We start from the raw sequence: 250 nt of genomic DNA on the forward strand, positions 1-250 counted from the left end.
TACTCGACCGGCGGAAAACAGACGTTGCTTGGCGTCAGCAAACGCGGCAACCGTTATGTGAGAAAGCTTCTAGTGCATGGCGCGCGATCCTGCCTCCGGCATTTGGACCGGACGCGCGATCGCCTAGGAAGCTGGCTCGACGGGCTCCAGGCTCGGATGCATCCGAACAAGGCCGTTGTCGCTCTAGCCCGTCTTATTCATCAGCGGCTTGTTGAGAGGCTGGCGAGCGTGGCGTAAGCCGCTGAGGTGG

The 250-nt window shown here is 61.2% G+C and carries 1 protein-coding gene; it reads left to right on the plus strand.

The features are described 5' to 3' along the window. The coding region (locus tag AC066Y_RS43445; protein ID WP_478279162.1) for a transposase at positions 1–237 on the plus strand (237 nt) is incomplete at its 5' end. Positions 238–250: the final 13 nt, after the last annotated feature.

The sequence above is a fragment of the Bradyrhizobium sp. USDA3010 genome (genome assembly GCF_056429065.1).